Origin of the sequence: Pseudomonas sp. RA_15y_Pfl2_54, from assembly GCF_963971015.1 — a bacterium.
In the GTDB taxonomy this organism is placed as follows: Bacteria; Pseudomonadota; Gammaproteobacteria; order Pseudomonadales; family Pseudomonadaceae; genus Aquipseudomonas; species Aquipseudomonas baetica_A.
Map to the genome: position 1 here is coordinate 184,489 of NZ_CAXAPN010000003.1, position 21,541 is coordinate 206,029.

Here is a 21,541-nt window from a genome sequence, read left to right on the forward strand (position 1 = left end):
GTCAAGCCGATATTTCGCTGATGCCGGCCTGTTGCAGAGCGGACGCCAGGTTGTCGACCCGGTGCTGCTCGCTGTCTTTGAGTTGCTGCAGTTGCTCAACCAGAGACGGGGCGCCAAACACGCCACGCAGCCCTTGGGAAACATCGCCAGCCTTGATCGAATGGCTGCCGAAGGCATTCAGCGAATCACGCGCGGCCTCGCTGTTCTGATTGAACAGACTGGAGAGCGTGCTGGTGCCGAACACCCCGCCATCACCGCCGCCAAAGCCAAGGAAACCATGGCCGGCGCCGTCACCAACGTTGTCACTGCTGCTGAACACCTGAGCAAGGAAACTCGGGCTCAGGGCACCGTGGTTCATGAATATGTCGCCCAGGGGGCGGATGCCGTTGCCGATCACCCGTTGTTCGAACAACGGCGTAAAAGTCAGCGGTGAGCCAAGGTCGCCCGTCGGGGCGCTGAACACGATCGGTTGCAGCGCGGTGTAAGGCACATCGGGGAACGTCACCGGATCACTGCTGCGGAACTGTGGATTCGGCGAGACCACGAAGGTCGGCGTCGTAGCCGTGTTCACCACGTAGTTGCCGGACTGGCTCACACCGCTGCCGCTATTGCCCGCCAGGTCACTGACGCCGCCCCGGTTGACGGTAATCGCATTGCTGGCGCTGCTGACATTGGCGCTTGGCGTCAGGGTCGCAGTCCAGGTCTTGCCGCCGTCGTTGCTGCTCAGGTTGGACAAGGTGCCATTGGCGACACTGATATCAGAGAGATCAAAACCGCTGACCGCCTCATTGAAGGTGATCGTCACCTGCGAGGTCTGGCCAACACCCAGGTTCGGATTGGCGACCACCACCGTGGCGGTCGGCCGTTCGCTGTCCAGGGCATAGTTGTTCGACACCGCCACGGTGCTGCCGACGTTGCCCGCCAGATCCGTGACGTTGCTCGTGTCGAGCGCGATGAAATTGCTCGGGTCGGTCACATTGGCGGTTGGCGTGAACATGGCGGTCCAGGTTTTGCCGCCGTCATTGCTGCTCAGGTTGCTCAATTCGCCGTTGGTCACGCTCAGGTCGGACAGGTCGAAGTTGCTCACCGCCTCGCTGAAGGTGAACGTCACGGTGGTGGTCTGGCCGATACCCAGAGTCGGGTTGGCGACCACGATGCTCACCGTTGGCCGGGTCGCGTCGAGCACGTAATTATTGGAGATGGCGATGCTCGCACCGAGGTTGCCGGCCAGGTCCTGCACGCCGGCAGTGTCGATCACGATCAGGTTGGTCGCATCATTGACGTTGGCAGTCGGCGTCAGCGTGGCGATCCAGGTGATGCCGCCATCGCTGCTGCTCAGGTTCGACAGCGTGCCGTTGGCGACGCTGATGTCCGACAGGTCAAAGCCGCTCACCGCTTCACTGAAGGTGATCGTCACGGTGGTGGTTTCGCCGATGCCCAGGCGATTGTCGGCCACCACGATCGTGGCGGTGGGCAGTGCGGTGTCGATCGCGAAATTATTCGAGTCCGTGGTGCCCACGCCGCTGTTGCCCGATATATTGACCACACCGCTGTTGTCGAGGGTGATGACGTTGGTCGTGTCAGTGATATTGCCGGTGGGTGTGAACGTCGCCGTCCAGGTAATGCCGCCGTCAATGCTCACGACGTTGCTCAGGGCGCCATTGACGATGGTCAGATCAGCGTTACTGAAGTCTGCGACGGCCTCGCTGAAGGTAATGGTCACCGTCGAGGTTTCCCCGGCCTTGAGCGCGGTGTCTGCGACAACAATGGTTGCGGTCGGCACTTCGGTCTGCACTGCGTAATTGCCCGAGTTGGTGGAGCCGGTGCCGGCATTACCGGCCAGATCGCTGATGCCGGTATTGTTCAGGGTGATCAGGTTGGTGAAGTCGCTGACGCCAATGGTCGGGGTAAACGTAGCCGTCCAGGTGATACCGCCGTCGCTCGACGACACGTTGCTCAGCGTGCCATTGGCGACGCTCAGGTCGGAATTGTCGAAACCGGTCACCGCTTCGCTGAAGGTGATGGTCACGGTCGCTGTTTCACCGGGGCGCAGATCGTTGTCGCTCATGACGATCGTGGCGGTCGGACGCTGACTGTCGACGGCGTAGTTGTTCGAATCGGTGGTGCCGCTCCCGGCATTGCCTGCCCCGTCAACGACACCGGTGTTGTCCAGGGTGATCAGGTTGCTGGTGTCGGTGATGCCGGCCGCTGGGGTAAACGTCGCGGTATAAGTGATGTTGTCCGAGGTGCTCAGCCCGGAAAGTGTGCCGTTTTCGGCGGTCAGGTCAGCCAGGGTGAAACCGGTCACCGCCTCGCTGAAGGTGATGGTCACCGTGGTGGTCTGGCCAACGCCCAACGCCGTGTCCGCCACCACAATGGTCGCGGTCGGACGCTGGGTGTCGATGGCGTAATTATTCGAATCAGTGGTGCCGACCCCCACGTTGCCAGACCCGCTCTGCACCCCGGTATTGTCCAGGGTAATCAGGTTGGTCGCGTCGGTGATATTGGCGCTCGGGGTAAAGGTCGCCGTCCAGGTAATGCCGCCGTCGCTGCTGCTCACGGCGCTCAGCGTGCCGTTGGCGATGGTCAGGTCGGCATTACTGAAGCCCATCACGGCCTCGGAGAAGGTGATCGTCACCGTGGTGGTCTCGCCGATGCTCAGGCTGTTGTCGGCGACCACGATCGTGGCCGTCGGCACCATCGTATCGATCACGAAATTGCCGGAGTTGGTGACGCCGGTGCCGGCGTTACCGGCCAGGTCAGCGATGCCGGTGTTGTTCAGGCCTATAACGTTGCTCGTATCGTTGACCCCGAGTGTGGGCGTGTACGTCGCCGTCCAGGTGATGCCGCCATCGCTGCTGCTCACGGCGGTCAACGTGCCATTGGGAATGTTCAGATCGGCGTTGGTGAAGCCTGTCACGGCCTCGGAAAAGGTGATGGTCACCAGCGAGGTTTCACCGGCACTGAGGCTGGTATCGGCCAGCACGATGGTCGCGGTCGGGCGTAGCGTGTCGATGGCGTAGTTGTTCGAATCGGTGGTGCCGCTGCCGGCGTTACCGGCCAGGTCAGCGATGCCGGTGTTGTCCAGGGTCACCAGGTTGGTGGCGTCGGTGATATTGCTGGTCGGGGTGAACGTTGCCGTCCAGGTGACACCGCCATCGCTGCTGCTCACGGCCGTCAGCGTGCCATTGGCGATGGTCAGATCGGCATTGCTGAACCCGGTCACCGCTTCGGAGAAGGTGAAGGTCACCAACGATGTGTCGCCGATTTTCAAGGCAGTGTCGGCGAACACGACGGTGGCCGTCGGGCGCTGGTTGTCGATGGCGTAGTTGTTGGAGTCGGTGGTGCCGCTGCCGGCATTGCCGTTCGAGTCACTGACCCCGCTGTTGTCCAGGGTGATCAGGTTGGTGGCATCGGTAATGTTGGCGGTCGGCGTGAAGGTTGCCGTCCAGGTGATCCCCCCATCGCTGCTGCTCACGGCGCTCAGCGTGCCATTGGCGATGGTCAGGTCGGCATTACTGAAACCCGTCACGGCTTCAGAGAAGGTGATGGTCACCAACGAGGTTTCGCCGATTCTCAAGGCGTTGTCGGCGACGACGATGGTCGCGGTCGGACGCTGCGTGTCGATGGCGTAGTTGTTCGAATCGGTGGTGCCGCTGCCGGCATTGCCGGACAGATCGGAGATACCGGTGTTGTCCAGGGTGATCAGGTTGGTGGTATCGCTGACGTTATTGGTTGGCGTGAAGGTCGCCGTCCAGGTGATCCCGCCGTCGCTGCTGCTCAAACCGCTCACGCTGCCGTTGGCCACGGACAGATCGGCGGTGGTGAAACCGGTCACGGCCTCGCTGAACGTGATGGTGACCTGCGAGGTTTCCCCAGCCTTGAGCGCGGTGTCCGCGACGACAAGGGTGGCCGTCGGGCGCACAGTGTCGATGGCGTAGTTGTTGGAATCGGTCGTACCGCTGCCGGCGTTACCGGCCAGATCAGCGATCCCGGTGTTATCCAGCGTGACCACGTTAGTGGTGTCGGTGACACCGGCGCTCGGCGTAAACGTCGCCGTCCAGGTAATACCTCCGTCGCTGCTGCTCACGGCGGACAACGTACCGTTGGCGATGGTCAGGTCGGCGTTGGTGAAACCGCTGACCGCTTCAGTGAAGGTGATGGTCACCAGCGACGTTTCACCGATTTTCAGGGCCGTGTCAGCGACAACGACAGTGGCTGTCGGGCGCTGGGTATCGATCACATAGTTGCTGGAATTGGTGGTTCCGATACCCACGGTACCGTCAGAGACGGTCGCCACACCGGTGTTGTCCAGAGTGATGACGTTGGTGGTGTCGGTAATCCCGTTGGTCGGCGTGAAAGTCGCGGTCCAGGTGATTCCGCCATCGCTGCTGCTCACGGCCGTCAACGTGCCGTTGGCGATGGTCAGGTCGGCATTGGTGAAACCGGTGACTGCCGTGTTGAAGGTGATGGTCACCAGCGAGGTTTCGCCAATTTTCAGAGCGCTGTCCGCCAGTACGATGGTCGCGGTCGGTGGCTCGACGTAGTTGGGGTTGTACGTGCCGCCGGTACTGTAAACCGCAGCCGTGGAACTGGGCGAAGCGCCTGCCGAGCCGCTGTTTGAAGGACCGCCAACACCACTGGCCGCCGCGTTGCCGGTCATGGCGGCGACGTTGGCAGCGGTGATCAATACCGTACCGCCGTTGTTCCAGATGGCCCCGACGCCGCGGCCACCATCACCGCCGTTGGCAAGGTTGCCGCCGCTGCCACCCCCACCGCCGCCGCCACCCGCCGCGAGGTTGTTGCTGATGACTGACGTGCCGATGACTTTCAAGGTGCCGGTCGAGGCGTTGTAAATACCGCCGGCCGCGCTGCCACCAACGCCGCCGACCGCGTTCCAGCCCGAACCACCACCGCCGCCACCAATGGACAGCGTGCCATTGGTCGCGGAGCCGCCGTTGCCGCCGTGACTGTAGCCGGAGGCGCCATTGCCGCCGACGCCGCCAATGTTGGTACCGCCGCGCCCGCCCATGTCGTTCTGGGTGTAGCCGCCGCCATAACCACCGGTATTGGCAGTGCCGGCCCCACCGGCATAGCTCAAGTTGCCTGGGCCTGTCGAACCGCCATGGCCACCGTTACCGCCACCGATCCCACCGCCGCCACCGCCGCCGCCGCCGGAGTATCCACCGGACACGCCACCACCACCGCCGCCACCGGAAGCGGCGTTGGCAGTCACCGTCACGTTATTGAGCGTAAGAATGCCGGCGTTGAAAATCCCGCCACCCATGGCGCCCGCCGCTGCCGCGCCACCGTTACCGCCGTTGCCGGCCACCAGTCCCTTGGTAATCACCAGCCCGTCCAGTGTCACGGTGCTGCCGGAAGTGACTTCCACCACACGGGTCTTGTATTGCCCATCGAGGGTCACGTCAGCCACGCCGTCGTTATTCAGATCGCCATCGACGGTGATGTTCTTGTTGATCAACAACTCGGAGTTGAGCTGCACGGTCATGCCGGCGTTGAACGTGACAATGTCGCCGTTTTGCGCAGACGCCAGTGCGGTACGCAACGAGCCGACACCCGAGTCGAGGTTGTTAGTCGCGGTCCAGGTGGCCAGGCCCCACTGATATTCGCTCATCGCCTTGGTCGACAGGACGTTGGCGCTTTCGATGGTGCCGGTGGCAATTTCCAGATCCCAGTCGCCGCCGACACCGGTGCGGTTGTTCGAAGCGGCCACATCCCGGCCGGTCAGTTGCGCCAGCGAGTCGACGAAACTCAAGCCGCGATCCCCCTCGGCGGTGTAGCAGCCGTAGATCAGGATGTCGCCGCCAACGTTCATGTCCTTGCCGATTTCGCCGAGGATCGCACTGCGTTGCGCGACGTTGTCGGCAGACAGATAACTGTTGCCCAGCCACAGATCGCCGGCGTTGCCGTGGGCAATGATCTGCACCGAGCTGACGCCTTGATGCTGATCGAGATAATCGGCGATCTGTTGCAAGCCGTCCTTGGTCGCGTCGAGTTTCACCACCTGAGTGCCGGGAGCAATGCCCTGGAGCAGGCTGTCGGCGTCCTTGACCCGGGAATCGACGAACACCACGCTCTGACCCGGCACGGCGACGGGGCTGGCGGCTGGTGTCGCATCGGCCTGACCGTGGGTGTCCTTGCTGGCCACCGGCTGATCGGCCGTCGGCGTTTTCGCTGCCTCCGCCGTGGCGTGGCTGTCAGCCTGGGCAGCGGTATCGGCCACCGTTGCCGCAACGGCACCGTCGAACAGCATGCGCGGCTCCAGCGACATGATCATCGGCGCGGCAAGCGTCTGCTGACATTCGGTTACTCGCGACTTCTGCTTGCTCCACCACATGCTGCTCACCCGGATTCGAACACAGTTATTGACGCATCAATGAAAAACGCCGCGATCAACTGATCGCGGCGTCGGACTTCATACGAATGACATTGGCAGCGCTGGCTGAGCCATCGAGCCAAAAAGACAAATCAGCGTATTGCTTGAACAGGTCCGGCGGCAGAATCGTGCGCCTAGACTCCAGAGCGACCTTGGGTTTGACCTTGTGCAGGCCGGCAACGCCCAGGGCTTGATCGAATTGCGGCGCGTCGTACGCCAGATGGTCAAAATCGTGTTCGAACCATGGCTCGCCGATAAAATCGTAGACCAGCCGCAGTACCCGCTCCGGGGCCTGGGTCAGCAAGTCGTAATCGATGATCAGCAGCGAGTCGGCGTGCTCGCCGTAATAGGCTTCCTTGAGCGCCGCCCAGGCAAAACCCACCAGCCGGTTACGCTGAGCCAGGGTTTCGCAGCGGCTGTAGACCGTGTTGCGCTCGACGGCGTCGCCGAACAGCTTGGTGTTTTCGTAAGGATTGGCGCGGTAGAGGCGTTCAAGGCTGTCCATCACCCACGCGACGTTGCGCACGCAAGCGATGATTTTGGCGTTGGGGAACAGGTCGTTGAGCGCGGGCAGCCGCGAGCTCCATTGACGGTTGGTGTCGAACACCACCGGTTTGTCGGTCTTGTCGGCGTAGTAGGAATCGAAAAGACCCCGCAGCAAACGGCGGCGCGTCTCGGTGTCGATCACCGCGCCGAACTCACTGCCGGCGCTGCATTGCTCCAGCACACTGGCAAACAGCGAGCCCACCGGGCTGGTCATACCGGCGTGAAACCGCGGATTCTGCAACAGGATCGCAGAAAGCAGGGTCGAGCCTGAGCGCGGCAAACCGGCGACAAAGTGGAACTGCTGCAATCCATTCACCGTAATCGGAAGTCCTTTTGTTCGACGAAGCGTAGTTCAAGAACAACCCTACGACTAGTAGTGTTTTGACATCATTCAAGAGCAAAAAGGACTAACCGGTTAAATTTTTATCGCGAATAAAAAGGTGAATCGATTAAGTCCGCGCAGGACTTATTCCACTGCCGGCTTCACGACGAATAATCGCGCTTGCGCCCCACCGGCGCGCACCTCGGCGCCGACTTGCCAAGTCGCCGGCAATGGCAGGAATTCTCCAGGTTCATCGAGCGTTCCCACCAGCCAGACCCGGCAATAGCCCGTCAGTTCGGCCAAGCTGTCGAGGTAGACGCCAGGGGTGACCAGCGTGCCAAAACCGTATTCGTTCGGCCGCGTCGAATGGCCGTCCGCGCGGGGTGGCGTGTAGAGACGCACTTGAGCGCCGGTTTGATCGTAATAGACGTAGCTCAGGTACCAGAGCATGTCGCTGATGACGATGCCGTCACCGGGCTGGAAGTGCTGATTGACGTAACTCACCATATGGTCGAGTTGATCATTGCTGTCGACCGTGGCGTTGTTGTTCACGCCAATCAGTTCGACCCCGACCAGCGACACCAGCACCGCCAGCGCCAGGCTCCGTACACGGCTGTACAAACGGTCGATGGCCAACGCCGCAAGCATCGGCAGGCCCAACGCAAACGCCGTCAGGTAGCGTTCGATGAACACCGGGGTGATGAACGACACCGCAAACACCAGCAACAGCGGCAGGCCGGTGTAGAGCGCCAGCAGCACACTGCCGCGCGACACGCTGCGGTCGCGTGCCAATGCCACCCCGGCCAGCACCAGCAAGGCCATTGGCATCGCGATGAAGACCAGCAGCGGCAGGTTTGCGCCATCATCCTGAATCAGCCAGGACCAGATCATCGCCGGCAACGAGGTCAGGCTCACGGGGTCTTCCCAGCCCACATCGCTAGCGGCCTTAAGCTGTTCCATGTGCTGCATCAGATTCAGCAGTTTGGGTAACCACGGCAGATAAAGTCCGGCAATGGCCAGGTTCGCCAGCCACCATGGCAGTTGTTGAATATGCCGGAATCGATAACCGCGTTGGGTACGAATCACGCCCAGATAAATCCAGTGACTCAACGCCGCCAACACCGCGAAGTAATGGGTGTAGAGCGCCGCGCTCATCAACAGCACGTAAAACACCCGATAACGCCTGCGTTGCGCATGTCTGATCCAGTAGACCAACGCCAGGCTCGCCGCAATGAGCAACAGCCCGAGCAGCGAATACATGCGCACTTCCTGGCTATAGCGCACCGCCGTGGGCAGCAACGCCAGCAGCACTCCGGCGATGATCGCGGCGCGGCGGGTGGCCAACCGATCCACCAGCCACACCCCTGCGCCCACCACAGCAATACCCAATAGCGCGCTGAGGCAACGGATCGCGAAAATCCCGTCACCGAACAGTTCGATCCAGCCATGCAGCAGCATGAAGTACAGCGGCGGATGCACATCGAACGCCGCATGGTTCCAGATCCCGCCCAGCGAATAACGCGCCAGCAGCAGGCTGGAACCTTCGTCGCCCCAGATCGCGGCGGCCGTCAAATCGTAAAAACGCACAATCGCGGCCAGCGCCATGATGGGCAGCAGCCATTGTTTTTTCGCCCAAAGGATCACTCGCCAGTTGCCGAACCAGGAGCCGGGTGTTGCCTGGGGGTCTTGCGTGTCGCCAACCGGCGTGACTCTGTTTAGCGTCATTGTTTCCTCTGGCCCGTGGCAAAACACTGCGAATGCAGATCCCCCGAAACCTGCCGGTCACTTTAGGTCAGCCACGCGACAGCCGTCGATGCCGGCGTACTGTTTCACGACATTCGGCAACCTCGCCGATCCGGGTCTACGCTGAGCCGTGGCGTAATCTGGCAAAGGAGGGGGAGGCATCACCGCAGCCTGAATCCTCGCGCGGCCCGCCGACCATCAATCAGAAGGGAGAGGACTTTATGGACGTTTACATGGGCACTGTTTTGACGTTTGCCTTCAACTATGCGCCCAGCGGCTGGGCCTTGTGCAACGGTCAGATGATGAGTGTTTCGCAATACAGCGCGCTGTTTGCGTTGCTGGGCACCAACTATGGCGGCAACGGTGTCCAGACGTTCGGACTGCCCAATCTGCAGAGCCGAATGCCGGTCTGCCAGGGCACCGGTCCCGGCCTGTCGACTCGCGTAATGGGTGAAATTTCCGGCACTGAAGCCGTCATACCGACCCTCAATAATCTGCCGAACCACACTCACTCACTGGCTGGCCTCGCGGCCACCACCACCGTGCAACTGGCCAACCCGGCGAGCAACCCGTTGGGCGCCCCGACGGCCACCAACGCCTATATCGGTGCTTCGGGCACCGGGCCCGGTCTGGCGAATATCTTCTCGGACGCACAAGGCGCTTCGCCCGTCGCCCTCAAAGGTGCGCAGACCGCGATCAGCGGGACCATCACCCCCACGGGCAACGGCCAGTCGATGGCGATCATGAACCCGTATCTGGTGCTCAACTTCAGCATCGCGCTGCAAGGCATTTTCCCGTCCCGCAACTGACCGACTGCCGGGGGTGGCTACCCTCCCCCGGTTTCCTGACTGGCTGGAGCGAAACCATGTTGCAAACGGTTCAAAGCCAACATTTCCAGGCGCTGCTGGGCCGGATTGGCACCCTGCACCTGCCCGATGGCAGTGCACTGCAGATCCATATCGAACACCTCGAAGAGCAGCCCGCCGCAAAAATGCGCTACAGCGAGCGAATGCCATTCAATGTCGAACTGAGAAGTCTGGAGCCGACTGAATTTGTCGACGGATTGTGTGCGCTGGAACTGCCGGAAATCGGGCGAGTGCAGGACATCTTCGTGTCCCGGGTGCCGCCGATGGGGCGGGATCCGCAGTTGGGCTATTTCCACATCACCTTCAACTGACTCAACAACAATCCCCCGGTGGGAGCGGGTTTGCTCGCGAAGAGCCCTATCAGTCAATAGAGAGGGTGACTGACACCGCGCAATCGCGAGCAAGCTTGCTCCCACAGGGGGGTTGTGGTTTCAGGCCCGTGAGTCGAGGCCGCCAAGGGTCCGGTTGACCGTCCATTTGCCGAGCACCAACCGCCACAAAAAATCGGAATAACCCTACACATAAAAGAGAATCACCCGGCATACAAGCTTGAGGTCGCTCGCCAAAGTCCCGCGTTTTGCAGAACGGGACACGGACGTGACCAGACTCATTAACCAACACGATACCCACGCCCAACAGGTACTCGACAGCCACCAAGCCATGGATACCTTTCGACAGGCTCTCAACCGCCCGGATGAACTGCCGGGTTTCGATGACATGCTCAATGCAATGGGCCTCAATCAATCCAACTACCTGCAGGGTGCCAACCAGCGAAAACTCGTCGAAGCCATTCGCAACGGCGACTGGGTCGTGGTGAAACCACGCGTTGTTGCCGATAGCGGCGGCGCCTCCTGGAACGCCTTCAAACCCAAACCCGAGCCACCACCGGCGCAGCATCTGGTGGAAGAGCACGCCTACATCCTGCCGCAACCGGCAGAGTCGGGTTTTCACATCGTCCAAAAACCCATGAGCCGCGAAGCGCTGGAGCGTGCGCTCTACGAAACCACGCCCAGCGATGCCCTGCGCCGCGAATTCCGCTCCCTAAACCGCCATCTCGGCGAACAGGTCAAACCGGGACAAATGGTCATCTTCAGCGACTCGCGCAACTACATGTGCCGACGCGAAGAAGCGCAGATGATGGCGGCGGCGGAAAAAGTGAATGAGGCGCTGAAAGATCTAACGGATGAAGAGGCGTCGTTCATGGTTGAACACCATGAGCGGGTAATTGCACAGACTTGCCCACCCATTTGCATTCGACCGAACCAGTCATTTGCATCGGATTTGACCAGCACGATTCGTGGGCATGACCGGCAGAAATCGGCCAAAAGCGGTCATTCAAAATACTGCGTTTTCCACAGTTTCAATAATAATGAATAATGCATAAATCCCGCCGAAGCAGGATTTATTATTGAGGGTTTTGACTATTCCTTTAGTCACCCACTAACAATCCGCTCACTTTAATGATTACGAAAACTCTTTCTGTTGCATCTTTACTTTTGTGTGGTGGTTACCGGCCGCGCCTTCGGTAAGAACGTTCTCCATCTTCTGACGTGCTATCTCGGCACCCCTTCGCCGCAATGGAACCTCGACAAACCTGTAGTTTAACTCGCTGAGCACAATCATGGTAATTACTGACGTGAGCAAAAGTTGAATAGTATAGCCCTGAGCAAGCATCAACCCTTCTTTTAAGGCTACTCGGCTCCAAATTTCCGTACTTAAATGGTAGGCAAACATATGGATCACGTATAAAGCATAGGAACGCGAACCCAGCCACTGAAGCAGGCTGCTCAGCATCGACGGGCAGTAAATGTAGCCTTTTTGGTAGCTCGCAAGCCAAACTAGGATCAAAGCATTTATCGCAATCAGACCTACGGCTATAGGGGTCGCTATTAGTTGGCCAGCAATAGCACCAAGCATGTAAAGAAGAAACACAGTCAAAGTGAAACGCTTGAGCAAACTAGCGCCGAGCACAGTCGGCTCAATATCCTTGTACAAAGTCGTGCGCGTAAAAAAACACAACAGAATCCCCCACATCATGGCATCTAGTCGAAATGAGAAAAGCATGCCTGCTGGAGGGGGAGCGAAGGCATTTCGATCTAGACAAAACTGGGCAGCTATGAGCCCGACCAAGGCGATTACCCGCCATCGAGTGGACGTTATCAATAGCAGAAAGAGCGGAAATACAAAGTAGAACTGTTCCTCAAGTGCCAGACTCCAATAAACCGAGTTAGGACCTAAAAGTAGTCCATATTGGTTCGCGAAGTTACCGCTAAATGTGGCCACGGCTGTGAAACTGCGTAGATTATAAAACCACGACTGGAACGCATTCGATTGATTGAAAAATATCGAAAAGACGAGGGGGATAAGCACCCATAGCCAAGCAGTCGGAAGAAGGCGGTAGGCACGTCTGATCCAGAAGGATGCCGCAGCGACACCAAATTTTCCTTCAGCTTTACTTTTATCAAAGTAGTCAAGATATGCCTTACTTACGACGTACCCTGAGATGCAAAAAAACAAATCTACTCCTGTCCAGGGAGAATAGACGTTAAACAGCTTTTCCATGAATACTGCATGGAACGGCAAGAGCAAATTTGAATGCGTTACCACCGTCATTACGATGGCGATCCCGCGCAAATATTCAATTTCAATGTTTTTTTTAAGGTTCATCTATCTCTCTTATTTTTGTTGCCAATACAAGACCACACGCAGACGTTGTTACCTGTATCAGTAATGTTTATTTTTTGGATCTGTCAGGCTAATTAGGCCAATCACCTGGTGGGATCATGGATGGGCCAGTCAAAGGCTTCAAGGCTAAATTCCAAACCTTACTACTCGCCTGCGTACCTAGACCGCACCGGTAGGCAGATTCGTTGGTCACCTCATCGTTCAACATGCGCAACCCTTGGGGGCGCTTATAGATGAACCTCAACGTACCGCACTGAGCGGTTATTACTACAACATGACCATTACTCATTTGCTCAATCTTGTACGTACCAAAAAACATGACTTGCTAGTCACTGACGTAGGACGATATGGTCGCTCGGTCATGCTGGTCGAGCACAACAAGCGCATTATCTTCTCCCGATTGGCAAGCACTTAGAAAGTTCTGCAAAGCGAATATGGCGAGGAGCTTGATGTAATTCATGAGTTCGGTCTGCTTGAGCCTCTCCTGCCCGCAAAGGCGAAAGGGATTGGATTACCTGATGCTCCGATTCTAGCTTGCGGTAGTCGCTGTTGCTATGGGAGTTCTTGCGTGTCTTGTCTATGCATTTTGACTCATCTTTTTTGACTGCTTCGGATTGGCCTCTGGATGACACCCACTTTGCGCACGTGTTCCAACGGCGGTGACTTAACAACCGATTACAGATCTTGACGGCAGGCAGATACTGGCTGATTTCTGCGTTTGAACAAAGGCAGCTGTGGGTCGGTTACTGCCTGTCACAAGGGGCTTTAATCGACCCATACCAGACACTCAGCTTGCCTCTAGTCTCGACTATCCCTAGGGTGTTGCTCGTCACAAGATCGCGTTGGGCAATCAGGTCGCTTTGATTACATGTGTCTTTGTACTAGAGCGTTTCCGCGCTTAATCGCACCAGTGAGAGCGGTTAGCCGTCCGTCTCGCTCGGGTCACAAGTCGGCGGCAAACGATCGACCCGCAAAGCATCAACGACCAGCGAAAACGCCTGGGAGGGTTGTCGGCGGCTGGGGTAGTACAGGTGAAAGCCGTCGAAGGGTTCACACCAGTCCTCCAGTACCCGAACTAGTCGCCCTTCGGTTAGATGCGGGGCAAACTCATCCTCGGGCAGATAGGCTATACCCAGCCCACTCACCGCAGCATCGGCGATATGGGTGGTGGAGTTGAATACCAACTGGCCGTCTACACGTACCTTAAGCTTCTTGCCCCGGCGTTCGAATTCCCATGCATCCACGCCGTCATAGGTGGGAAAACGGATATCGATACAGCGGTGTGCTACTAGATCGCGAGGGTGTTTCGGGGAGGGATTTTTCGCGAAATAGCTTGGCGCGGCCACTACGGCCATTCGTAACGACGGGCCAATGGGCACGGCAATCATGTCTTGGGCCACCGTGTCGCTGAAGCGCACGCCGGCATCGAAGCGGTCGGCGACGATATCGCAAAAGCCATAGTTGATATCGAATTCCAGCTTGATATCCGGGTACATCTGCAGCAACGGCGCCAACTTGGGAAGCAGGGTTGTCTTGATGACGTTGTCGCCGCAGGTAATGCGTACCGTCCCGGCCGGCTTATCGCGCAGCTCGGTCAAAGCTTCCACTTCGGCCTCGATTTCATCGAAGCGATGACCCACCGCTTCCAGCAATCGCTCGCCCGCCGCCGTTAACGATACGCTGCGCGTGGTGCGGGTAAGCAAGCGAATTTTCAGCCGCGCTTCCAGTGCCGAAACCACCTGACTCACTGCCGATTGCGTCACCCCAAGCTGTACCGCCGCGCGGGTAAAGCTGCCCTCCCGCGCCACGGTTACGAAAGCCAGCAGATCGTTGAAATTGGATTTGGCCATAGCGAGCATGCTCGATTGATTGATTAGGCATGGTTATATCCGCATTAAGCATTCATTAGCTAATCAAAGTCTCTTTACTGCGTAACACTAACCGGCATCCCACCCGATCGGCATGGAGAAGGTTGAGCCTTGCGCTAACTGCCTGCATCGCCTTTAGCCTTCCCTAATAAGGATGCCCCATGAAAAGACTTCTCGTAATGCTCGGGTTTCTACTCAGTTCATTCACCGCATTAGGAGCCGATATGTCCAACGGTGCAGATAATTTCTTTAAAAGTGACAAGGTGACCGTACAAAAGGTCAGCTTCAAAAATCAGTACCAGCTCAATGTCGTGGGCAATCTTTTCATCCCCAAAGGGCTGGACAGCGCCACCCGCAGCCCGGCAATTATCGTTGGCCACCCTATGGGCGCGGTGAAGGAGCAAAGCTCAAATCTATATGCGCAAAAATTGGCGGAACAGGGCTTCGTTACCCTGGCCCTGGATTTGTCGTTTTGGGGCGAAAGCGAAGGCCAACCCCGTAACGCGGTACTGCCAGACATGTACGCCGAGGACTTCAGTGCCGCCGTGGATTACCTTGGCACGCGGCCCTTTATCGACCGCCAGCGCATAGGCGTGCTGGGCATTTGTGGCAGCGGCAGCTTTGTAATCAGTGCAGCCAAGATAGATCCGCGCATGAAAGCCATCGCCACTGTCAGCATGTATGACATGGGCGCCGCCAATCGAAACGGGCTTAAGCATTCGCAAACCCTTGAGGTGCGTAAGCAAGTTATCGCGGCGGCGGCCGAGCAGCGTTATGTGGAATTTACGGGCGGCAAGATCGAATACACCGGCGGCACGGTGCAAGCGCTGAATGCTGACACCCACCCCATCCAGCGCGAGTTTTTTGACTTCTACCGCACCCCGCGTGGCGAATTCACCCCGGCCAGTTCCACGCCGCAACAGACCACTCGGCCGACGCTGAGTAGCAATACCAAATTCATGAATTTCTACCCATTCGTCGATATCGAGAGCATTTCGCCTCGCCCGATGTTGTTTATTGCAGGTGAAAACGCCCACTCCCGCGAGTTCAGCGAAGAGGCTTTTCGCCTGGCAGGCGAACCTAAAGAGCTGGTCATTGTGCCCAACGCAGGCCATGTCGATCTGTACGACCGCGTCGACTTGATTCCTTTCACCAAGCTGACCCATTTCTTTCAGGACCACCTGAAATGACCGCTGAAGTCCATCTGAACGCCACCGTCTTGAGCGAGACATTTACGCGTACCGGTCATTGGGGAGGTGTCTATGCAATGACGCTGTGCGTATTCGCGCTGATCGCTTCGGAGTTCATGCCCGTTAGCCTGCTGACACCATTGGCAAACGACCTGCAGGTCAGCCAGGGCTTGGCCGGGCAGGGCCTTGCCATCTCTGGCGCGTTTGCGGTGTTGGCCAGCCTGTCGATCAGTTGGATCGCCGGCACGCTGAACAGAAAAACCCTACTGCTGGCTCTGACCGGTTTGATGGCTGTATCGGGCGCCATTGTGGCGCTTGCCCCGAACTACCTGATCTACATGGTTGGGCGAGCCCTGATCGGCGTCGTGATTGGCGGATTTTGGTCGATGTCGGCAGCCACTGCGATGCGTCTGGTGCCGGCTGCACAGGTGCCCAAGGCGCTGGCTGTTTTCAACAGCGGCAACGCCTTGGCTACGGTAGTGGCAGCGCCACTGGGCAGTTATTTGGGCTCGGTTGTGGGTTGGCGTGGTGCGTTTTTGTGCCTGGTTCCGGTGGCGCTAATTGCGCTGGTTTGGCAGTGGATAAGCCTGCCAAGCATGGCAGCGCAGAAGCGCTCGCCGGGTGCAGGCAATGTTTTCAAACTGCTGAAAAATCGCAAGGTGGCGCTGGGCATGGCGGCCGCCGGCTTGTTTTTTATGGGCCAATTTACGCTGTTCACCTACCTGCGCCCGTTTCTGGAAACAGTCACCCAGGTCAACGTGCCGATTCTTTCTCTGCTGCTATTGGTGATAGGCGTCGCTGGCTTTTGCGGAACAGCGCTGATCGGATCAGTGCTCAAGCGCAGCCTGTACGGCACCTTAAGTACCATCTCGCTGCTGATGGCGGTTATTGCTGTAGCGCTGATTCCTGCGGGCACTTGGCTTATCGCGGTAGCGGTATTGCTCGGTCTATGGGGCTTTATTGCGACAGCAGCGCCCGTGGGCTGGTGGAGCTGGATTGCGCACGCCTTGCCTGATCACGCCGAGGCGGGCGGCGGCCTGATGGTGGCGATTGTCCAATTGGCTATTGCCGTGGGCTCCACAGTCGGCGGTGTACTTTTTGACGCTCTCGGCTACCAGAGCACCTTTATCGCCAGCGCCACGATGCTGATGCTTGCCGCCTTGTTGACCTTTCTAACCTCTCGTTCGCCGGTGCCGCACACCCGGTGAATCCTCTATTCCAAGGAGCAAGGCCATGTTTTTCGATTATGTCCCTGGATGGAAGGGCCTCTGGTTCGCGGCCTTGATGCCATTTGCCCTATCGGCATTGCCCCTCGCAGCCGCGACAGATATCGCCGGCCCATCAACAGGGATGGAGAACTACACGATGTGGATGACCATAGGCCAACAGCGCTTCGCCATTACCCTTGAGGACAACCGGAGCACTCGGGAGCTTGCCGCCCGTTTGCCGCTCACCCTGGACATGAGCGATCTGAACGACAACGAAAAGCACGTCACCTTGCAGCGCCCGTTACCCACTCAAACTTATCGGCCTGGAACAATCCACAACGGTGATTTCCTCCTGTACGGCCCTGACACGTTAGTGGTCTTTTATAAATCCTTCAGTTCGTCTTACAGCTATACCCGTCTCGGTCGCATCGACAACCCAGCGGGCCTCTCGCAGGCTCTGGGTCGGCATGATGTTCGGGTGACGTTTTCAGCGGATTAGTTTCAGTCATCTTCCGCCCGGCCAGCTATGTCACGTGGTGCGCCCCCCCTCTCGCACGTTGATCCAGGAGCTTCTTATGCCGTCCAAGCACACTAATTCAACCTTGGCCGCATTGGCGCTGCTCACCGCCAACTGCATCGAACCAACCTTCGCGGCCGAGCTGAGCCCTGCCAGCCAGAAAATCACACGTGCGGGTGAGCAGGCTTCGATGACAGGGCCTGCCGATTATTTCACTGGTCATGTGCGGATCGATCCATTGACGACTGCAACGGCCGAACTCAACACCTCAACGCTCTACGTCACCTTTGAACCTGGCGCTCGTTCGGCCTGGCACACGCATCCTGCAGGACAATATCTTGTCGTGACAGCGGGGGGCGGACGTACTCAGGAATGGGGAAAGGCAGTGCAGGAACTACGTCCCTGTGATGTGGTGTTTTGCCCGCCGGGGGTAAAGCACTGGCATGGCGCCGCGCCATCGACTGCCATGACGCACATAGCTATCACTGGCATGAAGAACGGCAACAACGTCCGTTGGATGGAGAAGGTCAGTGATGAACAGTACCCAACCAAGTAAATATCACTATGCCCGCTTAGGGCCATTAGCCGGCCTGGTAGTGCTGGCCAGTGTTTTAGGTGCTCACGTATCGAGTGCCAGTACCACACACATTTCGGAGACGCAGACGGTGACTGAGCAAACCCTGACTGCAAAACAACTGGCTGTCGCCCCTATCGGCGCCACCATGGCCACCGGCGATATGCCCCGTTTGCGTGATGCGCTCAATCGCGGTCTCGATGCCGGTCTGACGATTAGTGAGAGCAAGGAAATCCTGGTTCAGCTCTATGCGTACGCCGGGTTCCCGCGCAGCCTCAATTCACTGTCGCAGCTGATGAGCGTTTTGCAAGAGCGCGAAGCAGGCGGAGTTCAAGACGAGCCGGGACGCGAACCAGGCCCCGTGCCGTCGGGGCACGCTTTGCTCGACCTGGGCACCGACAATCAAACCCGTCTGGTGGGTGCACCGGTCTCAGGACCGTTGTTTGAGTTCGCCCCTGCGATTGACCAGTTTCTGAAGGTTCACCTGTTCGGCGATATCTTCGCTCGAGACAACCTCGATTGGGCTACTCGCGAACTGGCCACTGTTGGGGCACTTGCCGCGATGCCAGGGTTAGCGTCGCAGTTGGCGTCGCACCTGAAGATCAGCATGAATGTTGGCCTCACGGCGCAGCAGTTGAACCAAGTGGCTAGCGACCTCAAACGCCACGGTGACCAAGAGGCGGCTGAGCGCATTGTTGTGACCTTGGAAAAAATCAGGGGCTGACGACGCCACCGATGGCGACAAGATATTGATGAGCTCAGCTAATAACGGCTATCGGAATCCTCGGATTCTGAATTTGCGGGCGAATGCTAAGTTCCTGAGGCACTGAGAACACCCTCCGAATACCTTCATCCAAAAGACTAACCCTCGTGAAAGCAGGTGAGCCATGGAACTGCGAATAAACCAAAAAACCTACCAGGTCGATGCCGAGGCGGATACGCCGCTGCTATGGGTTATCCGCGATGACCTAGGGCTGACCGGTACCAAGTACGGCTGCGGTCTAGCGCAATGTGGCGCGTGCTCGGTACTGGTGGACGGCAACGTTGTACGCTCGTGCGTTACTCCGGTAGCCGGGGTGGTGGGCCGAGAGATCACCACGATCGAGGCGATAGAAACCGACGATATCGGAAAGCGTGTGGTCGCTGCGTGGGTTGAGCATCAGGTCGCCCAGTGCGGCTATTGCCAGTCTGGCCAGGTCATGGCCGCGACAGCCCTGCTCAAGCGCAACCCCAAGCCCAGTGATGTGCAGATCGCGGCGGCGATGGTCAATCTGTGTCGCTGCGGCACCTACAACGCCATCAATTCTGCCGTCCACGAGCTGGCAACCGACGTTGCAATCGTTGCGGCGCCAGCCGGGGAGACGATCTGATGAATAAGCATGGTGATACCGGCCTTGGTGAGCCGATCAATCTATCGCGACGTCGCTTTCTCGTGGCCTCTGCTGGCACGGCTGTTGGCGCGTTGGTGCTCGGTTTTGGCGTGCCGCTGGGTTCTGCACGTATGCAGGCGATGGCGGCCGAGCGCCAAGCGGCAGGCACCCAAGTTAGCGCTTTTCTTGAGATCCGCCCGGATAACACTATCCGACTGCTATGCCCCTTTATTGAGGGCGGTCAGGGCACCTATACCGCCATGGCACAAATAGTCGGCGAGGAACTGGATGCCGATCCATCGACCTTTGTAGTCGAAAGCGCGCCGCCCGGCGAAGCGTATGTGGTGATGGAAAATGGATTGCGCATTACCGGCGGTAGCATGTCGGTGCGCATGAGTTACCCGACCATGCGCCGGCTGGGAGCCCTTGCCCGCGCGATGTTGCTGCAGGCCGCAAGCGCACGTCTGAATGTGCCGGTGACTGAACTGACCACCGAGCCTGGCCACGTTTTGCATGTGGCTTCTGGACGTTTGCTGAGCTACGGCGAGCTGGCCAGCCTTGCGTTAGACCTGGCAGTGCCCGCTGTCGAGAGCGTCACGCTGCGCGACCCCAGCCAGTTTCGCTGGATCGGTAAGCCTGTACGCCGTCTGGACAGCTACGACAAGTCCACCGGCAAAGCGCTGTACACCATCGACATGCAGGTGGACGGCATGCTCCACGCCGCCGTGCAACATGCGCCACGCCTGGGCATGACGGTGGGCGAGTTGCGCAACGAAGCGCAGGTTAAGGCGATGAAGGGGGTGCACTCGGTGCATAGCTTGTCCGGCGCCGTGGCAGTCGTCGCCGAGCGCTGGTGGCACGCCAAACGTGCCGTCGAAGCCATACAGGTGCAATGGCAGGAGCCCGCTGCCGATTCGCCTTTGCGGGTGATGCCCGCCGACTTCTCCACGGTGGCGTTCCGTGAGCGTCTGGCCAATGAGCCCGGGCCGGGGCGTGATGCCGAGGTGGAAGGCGACTTCTCCGGCACGCTAGCAAAGGCGCCTACGCACGTTGAAGCCAGCTACCACAACCAATACGTCAATCACGCGCAACTCGAACCCCCTTCAGCATTGGCCCGCTTTCATTCCGATGGTTCGCTGGAAATCTGGTTGCCCAATCAGGCTCAGGACTTTTTCTTGGCGGACATTGCGAAACGTACCGGCTTGGACCCTTCTAATATCACGCTACATACGCCGTTGCTCGGCGGCTTTTTCGGGCGGCACTTCCTGTACGAAACCGCCAACCCATACCCGCAGGCCATCGAATTGGCGAAGGCAGTCGGGCGCCCGATCAAGCTGATTTGGAGCCGAGAGGAAGAGTTTCTGCGCGACGTGCTGCGCCCTATGGCCGTCGTTAAGTTTCGCGCAGCGCTGGATGAAAAGGGCTTCCCCATCGCACTCGAGGCGGTGAGCGCCACCGAGGGGCCGACCGAGGGTCTTGCCGGCAAGCAAGGTGCAAAGCTCGACCCGTCGGCCGTTGAAGGCTTGACCGACAAGGCGTACGCGATTCCCAATCGGCGCATTGCCCAAATCTACGTCAAGGGCCCTGTCATGCTTGGCTACTGGCGCTCGGTGGGCAATTCGCTCAATGACTTCTTTTACGAGGCGTTTCTGGACGAACTGGCCGACAAGGGTGGCCATGACCCCTTTGAGCTTCGTCTGCACTTGTTGCAAGGCAACGCGCGGTTGACCCATCTGCTGCAGTCCGTCGCTGAAATGTCCGGTGGCTGGAAACGTGGGCCGTTCACCGCTGAAGATGGTTCACGACGCGCGCGGGGTGTGGCCATGGCCTCGCCCTTTGGTACGGAAACAGCGGTGGTCGCCGAGGTGTCGATTGAAAATGGCCAGATCAAGGTTCACGACATTTGGCAGGCGATAGACCCCGGTAGCATCGTCAACCCCGCCATTGTCGAAGCGCAGGTCAATGGCGCAGTGGCCCTTGGCCTGTCCCAGGCGTTGGTAGAAGAAGCGGTGTACGTCGACGGCAAACCGCGCGCACGTAACTATGATCTCTACCCGATCTTGCCGCCCGCCCGCATGGCAAGGGTGCACGTTAAAGTAATCGAGAGCGGCGCCAAAATGGGCGGCATCGGTGAGCCACCGCTGCCAGCTGTGGCGCCGGCAGTGGCCAATGCCGTGGCCAGGCTTACCGGCCAGCGCCTTCGCAGCATGCCGTTCTCCAGCTACACCTTTAGCCAACCAGCCTGACGGGAGACG

Annotated in this window: 15 protein-coding genes; 10 read left to right on the top strand and 5 right to left on the bottom strand. The window is 58.7% G+C overall.

Annotated features, from left to right (window positions below):
• Position 1: 1 nt before the first annotated feature.
• From AACY50_RS03740 to AACY50_RS03750, 3 genes are all read right to left on the bottom strand, one after another.
• Positions 2-6,358 (bottom strand): Ig-like domain-containing protein, encoded by a 6,357-nt coding sequence (locus AACY50_RS03740; RefSeq protein WP_339538157.1) that lies wholly within the window; start codon positions 6,356-6,358, stop codon positions 2-4.
• A 55-nt stretch (positions 6,359-6,413) separates the two neighbouring features.
• Positions 6,414-7,259, bottom strand: coding sequence for a sulfotransferase family protein (locus tag AACY50_RS03745; protein WP_339431638.1), 846 nt, complete (start codon positions 7,257-7,259; stop codon positions 6,414-6,416).
• Positions 7,260-7,409: 150 nt separating this feature from the next.
• The gene (locus AACY50_RS03750) at positions 7,410-8,990 is read right to left on the bottom strand and encodes a glycosyltransferase family 39 protein (RefSeq protein WP_339538158.1); all 1,581 of its coding nucleotides are present in this window, start codon (positions 8,988-8,990) and stop codon (positions 7,410-7,412) included.
• A 239-nt stretch (positions 8,991-9,229) separates the two neighbouring features.
• Here AACY50_RS03750 and AACY50_RS03755 point away from each other — a divergent pair, with 239 nt between their 5' ends.
• The 3 genes from AACY50_RS03755 to AACY50_RS03765 all read left to right on the top strand — a co-directional run bounded on the left by AACY50_RS03755 (position 9,230) and on the right by AACY50_RS03765 (position 11,251).
• A complete protein-coding gene (locus tag AACY50_RS03755) occupies positions 9,230-9,817 on the top strand; it encodes a phage tail protein (RefSeq protein ID WP_339538159.1) in 588 nt (195 codons plus the stop codon).
• A gap of 56 nt (positions 9,818-9,873) precedes the next feature.
• Positions 9,874-10,185 carry a DUF6916 family protein gene (locus AACY50_RS03760; protein WP_339538160.1) on the top strand — a complete coding sequence of 104 codons (312 nt, stop codon included), beginning with the start codon at positions 9,874-9,876 and terminating at the stop codon, positions 10,183-10,185.
• Between the two features lie 286 nt (positions 10,186-10,471).
• Positions 10,472-11,251, top strand: a complete 780-nt coding sequence (locus tag AACY50_RS03765) for a hypothetical protein (RefSeq protein WP_339538161.1) — start codon at positions 10,472-10,474, stop codon at positions 11,249-11,251.
• An 87-nt stretch (positions 11,252-11,338) separates the two neighbouring features.
• Here the strand turns inward: AACY50_RS03765 and AACY50_RS03770 are convergent, their stop codons facing one another.
• Complete coding sequence (locus AACY50_RS03770; protein WP_339538163.1) at positions 11,339-12,541, bottom strand: acyltransferase family protein; 1,203 nt, start codon at positions 12,539-12,541, stop codon at positions 11,339-11,341.
• Positions 12,542-13,479: 938 nt separating this feature from the next.
• A complete protein-coding gene (locus AACY50_RS03775; protein WP_339538164.1) occupies positions 13,480-14,409 on the bottom strand; it encodes a LysR family transcriptional regulator in 930 nt (309 codons plus the stop codon).
• Positions 14,410-14,588: 179 nt separating this feature from the next.
• Here AACY50_RS03775 and AACY50_RS03780 point away from each other — a divergent pair, with 179 nt between their 5' ends.
• The 7 genes from AACY50_RS03780 (at position 14,589) to AACY50_RS03810 (ending at position 21,532) form a co-directional block, all read left to right on the top strand.
• Positions 14,589-15,617 carry an alpha/beta hydrolase gene (locus AACY50_RS03780; protein WP_339431645.1) on the top strand — a complete coding sequence of 343 codons (1,029 nt, stop codon included), beginning with the start codon at positions 14,589-14,591 and terminating at the stop codon, positions 15,615-15,617.
• The gene (locus AACY50_RS03785) at positions 15,614-16,825 is read left to right on the top strand and encodes an MFS transporter (protein WP_339431646.1); all 1,212 of its coding nucleotides are present in this window, start codon (positions 15,614-15,616) and stop codon (positions 16,823-16,825) included. Before AACY50_RS03780 ends, AACY50_RS03785 begins: the two co-directional genes overlap by 4 nt.
• A 25-nt stretch (positions 16,826-16,850) precedes the next feature.
• Positions 16,851-17,324 carry a cyclophilin-like fold protein gene (locus AACY50_RS03790; protein ID WP_339431647.1) on the top strand — a complete coding sequence of 158 codons (474 nt, stop codon included), beginning with the start codon at positions 16,851-16,853 and terminating at the stop codon, positions 17,322-17,324.
• A 76-nt stretch (positions 17,325-17,400) separates the two neighbouring features.
• Complete coding sequence (locus tag AACY50_RS03795) at positions 17,401-17,898, top strand: (R)-mandelonitrile lyase (RefSeq protein ID WP_339538166.1); 498 nt, start codon at positions 17,401-17,403, stop codon at positions 17,896-17,898.
• Entirely contained in the window at positions 17,876-18,640 is a 765-nt protein-coding gene (locus tag AACY50_RS03800; RefSeq protein WP_339431668.1) for a carboxymuconolactone decarboxylase family protein, read from the top strand. Before AACY50_RS03795 ends, AACY50_RS03800 begins: the two co-directional genes overlap by 23 nt.
• Before the next feature lie 163 nt (positions 18,641-18,803).
• Positions 18,804-19,286: a (2Fe-2S)-binding protein gene (locus AACY50_RS03805; RefSeq protein ID WP_339463926.1), complete on the top strand. Its 483-nt coding sequence runs from the start codon at positions 18,804-18,806 to the stop codon at positions 19,284-19,286.
• The gene (locus AACY50_RS03810; RefSeq protein WP_339496069.1) at positions 19,286-21,532 is read left to right on the top strand and encodes a xanthine dehydrogenase family protein molybdopterin-binding subunit; all 2,247 of its coding nucleotides are present in this window, start codon (positions 19,286-19,288) and stop codon (positions 21,530-21,532) included. Before AACY50_RS03805 ends, AACY50_RS03810 begins: the two co-directional genes overlap by 1 nt.
• Positions 21,533-21,541: the final 9 nt, after the last annotated feature.